At 48.0% G+C, this 8,329-nt stretch carries 8 protein-coding genes; 4 read left to right on the forward strand and 4 right to left on the reverse strand.

The features are described 5' to 3' along the window. The coding region (locus tag IQ235_RS12205; RefSeq protein WP_405196670.1) for a hypothetical protein at window positions 1-376 on the reverse strand (376 nt) is incomplete at its 3' end. Window positions 377-508: 132 nt separating this feature from the next. Between IQ235_RS12205 and IQ235_RS12210 the strand changes: the two genes are divergently transcribed. Continuing rightward, window positions 509-1,606, forward strand: a complete 1,098-nt coding sequence (locus tag IQ235_RS12210; protein WP_264321736.1) for a metal ABC transporter solute-binding protein, Zn/Mn family — start codon at window positions 509-511, stop codon at window positions 1,604-1,606. Between the two features lie 58 nt (window positions 1,607-1,664). Here the strand turns inward: IQ235_RS12210 and IQ235_RS12215 are convergent, their stop codons facing one another. After that, complete coding sequence (locus IQ235_RS12215; RefSeq protein ID WP_264321737.1) at window positions 1,665-1,814, reverse strand: hypothetical protein; 150 nt, start codon at window positions 1,812-1,814, stop codon at window positions 1,665-1,667. A gap of 198 nt (window positions 1,815-2,012) precedes the next feature. Here IQ235_RS12215 and polA point away from each other — a divergent pair, with 198 nt between their 5' ends. Both polA and IQ235_RS12225 read left to right on the forward strand, forming a co-directional pair. Beyond that, window positions 2,013-4,898: a DNA polymerase I gene (gene polA, locus IQ235_RS12220; protein WP_264321738.1), complete on the forward strand. Its 2,886-nt coding sequence runs from the start codon at window positions 2,013-2,015 to the stop codon at window positions 4,896-4,898. 198 nt (window positions 4,899-5,096) lie between these two features. After that, window positions 5,097-5,945, forward strand: a complete 849-nt coding sequence (locus tag IQ235_RS12225) for a tetratricopeptide repeat protein (RefSeq protein ID WP_264321739.1) — start codon at window positions 5,097-5,099, stop codon at window positions 5,943-5,945. Window positions 5,946-6,024: 79 nt separating this feature from the next. Here the strand turns inward: IQ235_RS12225 and IQ235_RS12230 are convergent, their stop codons facing one another. After that, on the reverse strand, window positions 6,025-6,291 hold the full coding sequence (locus IQ235_RS12230; protein WP_319592584.1) for a HetP family heterocyst commitment protein: 267 nt from the start codon (window positions 6,289-6,291) through the stop codon (window positions 6,025-6,027). Window positions 6,292-6,861: 570 nt separating this feature from the next. On the opposite strand from IQ235_RS12230, the gene IQ235_RS12235 reads away from it, so the two are divergent. Beyond that, on the forward strand, window positions 6,862-7,290 hold the full coding sequence (locus tag IQ235_RS12235) for a ketosteroid isomerase family protein (protein WP_264321741.1): 429 nt from the start codon (window positions 6,862-6,864) through the stop codon (window positions 7,288-7,290). Between the two features lie 127 nt (window positions 7,291-7,417). On the opposite strand, the gene IQ235_RS12240 is transcribed toward IQ235_RS12235, so the two are convergent. Further along, window positions 7,418-7,948, reverse strand: a complete 531-nt coding sequence (locus tag IQ235_RS12240) for a cyclic nucleotide-binding domain-containing protein (RefSeq protein WP_264321742.1) — start codon at window positions 7,946-7,948, stop codon at window positions 7,418-7,420. Window positions 7,949-8,329 lie beyond the last annotated feature (381 nt).

The following is an 8,329-nucleotide window of genomic DNA, read 5'->3' on the forward strand; positions in this document are numbered from 1 at the left end:
CATCGAGCGGGCGATCGCTTGTCTTGGCCATCGGGGCATCTGGTGTCAAGTCTGCATAGGGAGCTGCCTCGGACACAGGCTCATCGAGCGGGCGATCGCTTGTCTTGGCCATCGGGGCATCTGGTGTCAAGTCTGCTGGTGGGTCTGCTGGTATAGCTACTGGCGGTGAGAGCGGGACTGCTGGTGTAGGCTGAGACTCTGATGCCCGCAGCGTTGGCAGCTCGCTTGCGTCAACTAGAGAAATTGAGCTTATTGGGCTTGGGCTTGAGGATACCGCCGAAGGGCGAGGCTTTTCTTGCAATGGGAAGAGGGCTAACAAACTGTGGATCAGTATGGAAATGAAAAGTGCTACACCGCGATCGCTCTTTTTGGTCATGGCAGTACAGGTTAAACAATCCCAAAATCTAGCCGTTTAGCCCGTCAACGACTAGATTTATACTAGCAAACTGTGTGATGATGATTATCATTATCACAACCCCACTCTTATCTGTCTGTGAAACGATCGCCCATGAAACGTTCTTTTTGCCTATTCACTGCCCTTGCTGTCCTCGGCGGAGCATCCACACTGCTTCTAGGCAATCGGGCAGCCCACAGCCAAGCCAGTCCTCAAGTGGTGGCCAGCTATAGCGTACTGTGCGATCTCACCGAGCAAATCGCTCGAGACACCCTGGAAGTAACCTGCCTTATAGAAGCTGGTGAAGATCCCCACATCTACAACGCCACCCCTGCCGACAGGCGGGCCATTGAAGCCGCCGATCTGATTCTGTACGGGGGCTACGGGTTCGAACCAGGCATTATTCGAATGGTTGAGGCGATAGATAGAGACATACCTCAAATTGCCGTTGCAGAAGCCGCCGTTACCGAGCCGCTTTTAGGGGCAGCTCACGATCGTGGTCGTCGTGGCTACCACGATCGTGATGACCATGACCATGGCGACCACGACGACCATGACCACGACGACCATGACGACCATGACCATGGCGACCACGACGACCATGACCATGGCGACCATGACGAGCATGGTGAAGAAGATAGTGAACCTGACCCCCATGTCTGGCACGATGCAGAAAATGGCATTGCAATGGTACGTATCATCCAAACGCAGCTCAGTGAAGCTTTTCCTGACAATGCCGACCTTTACCAAGCCAATGCACAGACCCTAATCGCTCAACTCACTCAGCTCGATACTTGGATCGAGCAACAGGTAGAGACGGTTCCCGAATCCCAGCGAGTACTCGTGACGACCCACGATGCACTGGGCTACTATGCCGAGGCTTATGGCATTCGCATTGAGGCTGCTTTGGAAAGCTTTAGTACTGAGGCTCGTCCGTCAGCCGCCGACTTAAGAGAACTGATCGAGATTGTTGAAGACCGCAGCGTGCCAACTGTTTTTATCGAGTCAACTAGCAACCCTCGACTGATTGAAGCGGTTTCGAGGGAAACAGATATTGGCATTTCAGAAGAGCCTCTTTACGCCGACAGCTTAGGAGAAGCTGGTACGCCCGCAGCGACTTATACAGGTATGCTGATGACCAATACCTGCACAATTGTCAGCGGTCTGGGTGGCAGATGCGACGAAGCTACTGCACAGGCATTTCTCGACTAATCTGAGACGACTGCTCGCTCGGAAGCGTTTTTTCTTAAGCAGACTCGACGGGGATGGGTCACAATGAGCCGCTGCTCAAAACGGTAGTAACGGTAGGGTGCGTGACCGCAGCGATCTCCCCCCAAACACCGCGACAACTCAGATCGCCGTCACGCACCATCCGAATCTCGATATACTCTTCCTCAGAAAAGTGATTTCGCTCGTGCATTGGCGATCGTGATGAGGCTTGATAACAGCTTCTGAACTTTATGGTAGCTCTTGACAGGATAACTCTCGCGAGTTCGGAGATCGCGCGGATACGGTTTGAGAGAACGCAACAATTGAAATTGCGCTATCACGCATCGCAGACCGCAGCGAATCGGTACAATAATATACACCAAACCGATCGCCTGCGGGTCTCAAACACGTGTCAGCTAATCCCACCTTTCTCCTCATTGACGGCCATTCCCTGGCTTTTCGCGCCTACTATGCCTTTGCCAAAAGCCGGGAGGGGGGATTGCGCACATCCAAGGGGGTTCCCACCAGCGTCTGTTTTGGCTTCCTCAAATCCTTACTCGAAACCATCGAAACCCATAAGCCAGAGTACGTCGCGATCGCCTTCGATACGAAAACGCCGACCTTTCGCCACGAAGCCGATCCCAACTACAAAGCCAATCGCAGCGAAACCCCCGAAGATTTCATCCCCGATATCCAAAACCTGCAAGAACTCCTCAAAGCCTTCGATTTTACTGTGTTGACAGCGCCGGGGTACGAGGCGGATGATATCCTCGGAACCCTCTCAAGAGTTGCGGCGGATGCGAGTTATTCGGTAAAAATCCTCAGCGGCGATCGAGATTTGTTTCAGTTGGTGGATGCAGAAAAAGAGATTAGCGTTCTCTATACCAGCGGTTCCTATGGCAAACGCAACAATGCCAGCAAACCGGAGGAATTTACCCCAGAAGGAGTGCTTGCCAAGCTGAAAGTTCTCCCAGAAAAAGTAGTCGATTACAAGGCATTGTGCGGGGATGCCTCGGATAATATCCCCGGTGTGAGTGGTATCGGCCCGAAAACGGCGGTGAAGTTACTTGCGCAATACGGATCGTTGGATGGGATTTACGAAGCCATCGATGGGATTAAAGGCGCAAATCAGAAAAAGCTGGTGGCGGGGAAAGATGCTGCTTATCGATCGCAATTTCTGGCTGAAATTAAGCAAGATATCCCCATGGAATTGGAACTCGAATCGTGCCAGTTAAAGGGGTTTAGCGAGGAAAAAGTGATTCCGGCCCTCAAAAAGTTGGAGTTAACGACTTTCGTGAATAACATCACGCAATTGCAAGGGAAATTAGGGGGAACCGCAGCAGTCGAAACAACCCCTGAAAAAATTGCCCCCGATGAAGATAACGATACCTGGTTTTTCAGCGCCGAAGAAACCGAAACCGCGCAACAGCCCGAAGCCGTTCCCATCCAAGTGCAAATTATCCAGACGGAAGCCCAACTCGCCGAACTTGTCGAACGACTGAAAACCTATACCCATCGCGAAACCCCCGTGGCGTGGGATACGGAAACCACGGCGTTGGAACCTCGGGATGCCGAGTTGGTGGGGATTGGCTGCTGTTGGGGAACGGGGGAAGCGGATGTGGCGTATATCCCCATCGGACATAAAATCGGGCAGAATTTGCCCCTCGAAACGGCGTTGGAGGGGTTGCGGGAGATTCTCGAAAGTCCGGCGTATCCGAAGTCCCTGCAAAATGCAAAATTCGATCGCCTAATTCTGCGTCATCAGGGAATCGAACTGGCGGGGGTGGCATTCGATACGATGCTGGCGAGTTACGTCCTCAATCCGGAAAATACCCACAATCTGGCCGATTTATCTTTGCGCTATTTGGGGATTACCGCTCAAAGCTATCAAGATTTGGTTCCCAAAGGCAAAACGATCGCCGATTTAGCAATTCCGGCAGTGGCGAACTATTGCGGTATGGATGTCTATACGACGTTTGGCTTGGTGGAGAAGTTGCGCGCGGAATTGGCGGCGGTTCCAAAGTTGGAAAAACTGCTACTGGAGGTGGAACAACCCCTCGAACCGGTACTGGCGGATATGGAAAGCCGGGGGATTTGTATCGATACGGCATATCTCCAGGAACTCTCGGGGAGTTTGGCGGTGAGTTTGCAGCAAATTGAGACGCAAGCTTACGACATGGCGGGGGAAGAATTTAATTTGGGTTCGCCGAAACAGTTAAGCCAATTATTGTTTGAAAAGCTGGAACTCGATAAGCGCAAAACCCGCAAAACGAAGACGGGATATTCGACAAATGCGGCGGTGTTGGAAAAGTTGCAAGGCGACCATCCGATCGTCGATAACATTTTGGAATATCGCACGTTGTCGAAATTGAAATCAACTTATGTAGATGCGCTGCCGGCATTGGTACGAGAAGATACTGGGCGGGTACATACGGATTTCAATCAAACAGTGACGGCGACGGGACGGCTGTCTTCTTCTAACCCGAATTTACAAAATATTCCCATCCGCACGGAATTTTCTCGGCAAATTCGCAAGGCGTTCGTGCCGAAAGAGGGATGGATTCTGGCGGCAGCAGACTATTCGCAAATCGAGTTACGAATCCTGGCGCATTTATCCCAAGAACCGGTTTTAATTGAAGCCTATCAGAATAATCGCGACGTGCATCGGCTGACGGCACAGTTGTTATTTGAAAAAGAAGATGTTACCCCAGACGAACGACGATTGGGAAAGACGATTAATTTTGGGGTTATTTATGGGATGGGGGCGCAAAGATTTGCCCGAGAAGCGGGATTTAGCGTCGTTGAAGGTCGGGAATTTATCGAACGTTACAACGATCGCTATGCAAAAGTTTTTGAATATTTACAGCAGATGAAACGCGAGGCGATCGCCAATGGATATGTAGAAACAATTCTTGGTCGCCGTCGCTATTTCGAGTTCGAGTCGGGCAGTTTGCGGAAGTTGAAAGATTCCGATCCAAAGTCGATCGATTTAGATAAAATTAAAAATATCGGACAATTTGACGCTCAATCTTTGCGAGCGGCGGCAAACGCACCCATCCAGGGGTCGAGTGCTGATATTATTAAAATAGCGATGGTCAAACTCCACGAAGTCTTGCAAGACTATCAAGGACAGTTGCTATTACAGGTTCACGACGAACTGGTGCTCGAAATTCCGCCGGAAGAGTGGGAAGAATTACAGCCGATCGTTGGGTCTACCATGGAAGAGGCGATCGCCCTGAGCGTCCCGCTGGTCGTGGATGTGGGGACGGGAAGAAATTGGATGGAAACGAAATAGTCCATCTCAAACTTTCTCAATAATGTAAAGAAATTTAAATCAAGATTATGCAAACTTTATTGAAAATCGTTGACATTTTCCCATGAGATATATTCTAATTTTACATAACAGATGTTTTAATTAATAAAAATCTCTTCAAAATTGAAGTTAAAAAGAGATTAAAGCATCTCGCTCGATCCCTCACAATCTAAAAAAAAGATGAAGTTGTTCCTCACAAATAAGTACCAGCATTTAGAGTCTAGATGGGAAAACTACCGGCTGTGGTATTTAGAGGGCAAACGAATGGATGAAGATGCCTATTACGAGGCAGCGGTTGCCTGTTACGATGAAGCCATTACCCTCAGAGCGGATGACTACTGGGCGTGGTATCAAAGAGGTCACGCTCTAGCCGAATTAGGGGATTTTGATGGGGCACTCGATAGTTTCGATATGGCGCTCGAGATTCGTCCGGATGACTATTGGGGATGGTATAGTCTGGGCTATTTACTTCTAGAAGAATTCGATCGATTTGAAGAAGCAATTGCTTGTTTCGATCGGGCATTAGAAACCAAATCGAGGGACTATTGGTCTTGGTATCGTCGCGGAGATGCCCTGCGCCATCTAAAACAATACGATGAGGCGATCGAGAATTACGATCGGGCACTAGAAGCTAAGCCTAAAGATTTTTGGGCAGTCTATCGTCGCGGAGATGCCCTGCGCCACCTGAAGCGATATGAAGAAGCACTTGAAAGTTACGATCGAGCATTAGATGGAACCTACGATGACTTTTGGGGAGAATACAAACGGGGCGAATGCTATCGACACTTAAAGCGTTATAAAGCGGCGATCGATTGCTATGCGCGAGCGTTAAAAATTTATCCCGAAGACAATGCAACTTGGTACAATCAAGCTTGTTGCTATGCTTTAATGGGTGAAGAAATTCGGGCGATCGAAAGCTTGGAAAAAGCGATCGAACAGCAGCCGAGTGTCTATCGACAACTGGCTCAGTCCGATAAAGATTTCGATCGAATTCGGGAACGGAGACAATTTCAACGGTTATTCCGTTGATAGGAACGAGTCGGGTAAGTTGAGAAGCGAAACATACGCCACCCCGATCTCAACTCACTCGATATACTAAACTCGTTATCTATGGTGCTTCGCAATCTCGATCGTTTGCGAGCTGATTCTCTTTGAGTAAACGGTTCGCAGTCCGGTAAGGAATGTACAAAAAGGGATTATCTCCAGCAAAGCGTAGAATTAAGAGACAAGCCCATGAATATTTTCCCGCATCAATCGCTTCGACAATTTGCGTATACTCTTTTTGGGTAATTGTATAATTTTTGGAGTACGAGTGGCTTTCCCGATTCCGGAAATTAGCATTTTTCATTTCTGTGCAATACTGAGTAGACGACATAGCCCTGACGAGTAGACCAACCAACCTAAAATTATGCAATAAAATTTTGATTGAATGCTTTTAGAGTATGCATCGTCGCTTTTTCTAAACCACAGTTTTAGAGTAGATGCTCTACTAGTCATAAAGTTAAATTCTAACCTTTTAGGTTCAACCGAAAGAGATTAGAACTTAGAAATTTTTGCCCGCAAGCCTAGAATCATCTTCTAAAACACACTAAAGAATTTGCTCCGTTAGATGATTTACAAATGCTTATATTTTGGCAATTTACGATCGGAGGTATTTAGGTGACGAACATCATCTTGGTCTTCTCATGAATCCGGATATTACGACCTGTTTGCCGTTCTTTATCCAGAATATTATGTAATGTTGCTACGGTGATTACAGTAAATGTCAGGAAATCTCAGCAATCAGTTCAATGGCAGAAAAAAGATGCGACAAAATTGCTGAAGTTGACACCACGGGTTATCGGATCGGTTTTGGATCGGTATCGAGGCCAAACGACCGATCTTGACAAACCGAAAAATATATGAAATTTAATTTTGCCAACGAGACGATGATATTCAATCCACAATGGATACTCGAGCGATCGCCCTCCCCGGACTGCCAATGTGCGATCGAACTCTAGCGTTAAACCACCCTGTGGTGCGAAGGTACTTTGAGGCACTTAACTCAGAAAATTTCGAGACCGTCGCCGGACTATTTGCCGAGCGTGGCACGTTACAGCCTCCCTTTGAGGAGGTCATTGTCGGTCGTAAAGCGATCTGCGCTTACTTAAAAACGGAAGCGGATGGCATCAAAGCCATTCCATATCGAGAAAGCCAACAACCCAAAAGCGCGGGTAACCGCACGCTCCAAGTCAACGGAGAGGTTCAAACCCCTTTATTCGGAGTGAATGCCTGTTGGACGTTTACCCTAAACGCCAGCTCGAAAATTACGAACGTCACCATCGAACTTCTGGCATCCCCCCAAGATTTGCTGAACTTACAACAATTTCGCTAAGCGGCAACAGTTGGGTTCCCAGCTCGTTCGGCACAACTGGCGTCCTTACCCCAAATTCTTTTCAAGCGCGATCGGGCAGGAGTTTTGTAAGTGTTATCGATCGTTTAGATCGGTTGAGTTCCGAGATCTATCGGCTCACACCCTGCATGAGCCAATTAAATTTAGCTTGAACCAATGCCAAATCTCGATCGGCATCGGGGTATGCTTCCATTTCCTCAGCTTCGGGATCTTCCACATCGATTCCGTATCCCAACCGCAGCACCGTCCCGCGAACTCGATCGGACAGACAGCGGGAGATCCCCCGATAGAATCGAGAGGCAAATCCCATATCCCGTTGGAGTTTGTAAGTCAGCCGCAACCGGGGAATCTCCAACGCGACAGAATCTTCAATGGCTTTAACGGTGGCTAGCGGCAGGCGAGTATCGATAAAGGAAATTTCTCCGACAACTTCACCGCTCGAAAGTCGAGCCAGTTCTTTATTCAAAGAATCGATCGCCACACTGAAGGTTCCACTCAATACGATATAAAACGCATTAATTTGTTGACCTTCATAAATTAAAGTTTCATCCGGACTTAGGGTTCGCTTCTTACCTTCTTTAATCATCCAGTCCAGATCGTCATTATTCAGTTCTCCTAAAATTAAAAACGCTTTTTTCATGACTATTTTCGAGCGATCGGGGTTATTCAAACTCATTTTTAAGGGTCGATTGCCTCAATAGAAAATTGGGATTGGGTCTCGACAGGACAATTGGACTTCGATATATCAATATTTATAGTACCGCGCCCGATCGAGCGCGCGAGAAAACTAAAAGAAACAAAAGCATCCAAATACAAGTCCAGTCTGGGTTTAACCGAATTCTCCATCGATGAAGAAGCGTAAAGATACGAGTCGATCGCTCGTCAAAAAGAACCATCCCAAATTACCCATGGAACCGATTACCCATCAACCCGCTCGATCGATGAGAGAAACAGCTCCAAAGGAGACACCTCAAAAAAGAGAATAATATTCCCCGAAGCACGCAGTTGTTGGATTTGAAAT

Origin of the sequence: Zarconia navalis LEGE 11467 (genome assembly GCF_015207075.1) — a bacterium.
Lineage (GTDB): Bacteria > Cyanobacteriota > Cyanobacteriia > Cyanobacteriales > Geitlerinemataceae > Zarconia > Zarconia navalis.

Excerpts from the sequence above, each read along its gene's own strand:
- IQ235_RS12210 (WP_264321736.1), top strand. The coding sequence starts at position 509 with ATGAAACGTTCTTTTTGCCTATTCACTGCCCTTGCTGTCCTCGGCGGA.
- IQ235_RS12235 (WP_264321741.1), top strand. The coding sequence starts at position 6,862 with ATGGATACTCGAGCGATCGCCCTCCCCGGACTGCCAATGTGCGATCGA.
- IQ235_RS12215 (WP_264321737.1), bottom strand. The coding sequence starts at position 1,814 with ATGCACGAGCGAAATCACTTTTCTGAGGAAGAGTATATCGAGATTCGG.
- IQ235_RS12230 (WP_319592584.1), bottom strand. The coding sequence starts at position 6,291 with ATGTCGTCTACTCAGTATTGCACAGAAATGAAAAATGCTAATTTCCGG.
- IQ235_RS12225 (WP_264321739.1), top strand. The coding sequence starts at position 5,097 with ATGAAGTTGTTCCTCACAAATAAGTACCAGCATTTAGAGTCTAGATGG.
- IQ235_RS12240 (WP_264321742.1), bottom strand. The coding sequence starts at position 7,948 with ATGAAAAAAGCGTTTTTAATTTTAGGAGAACTGAATAATGACGATCTG.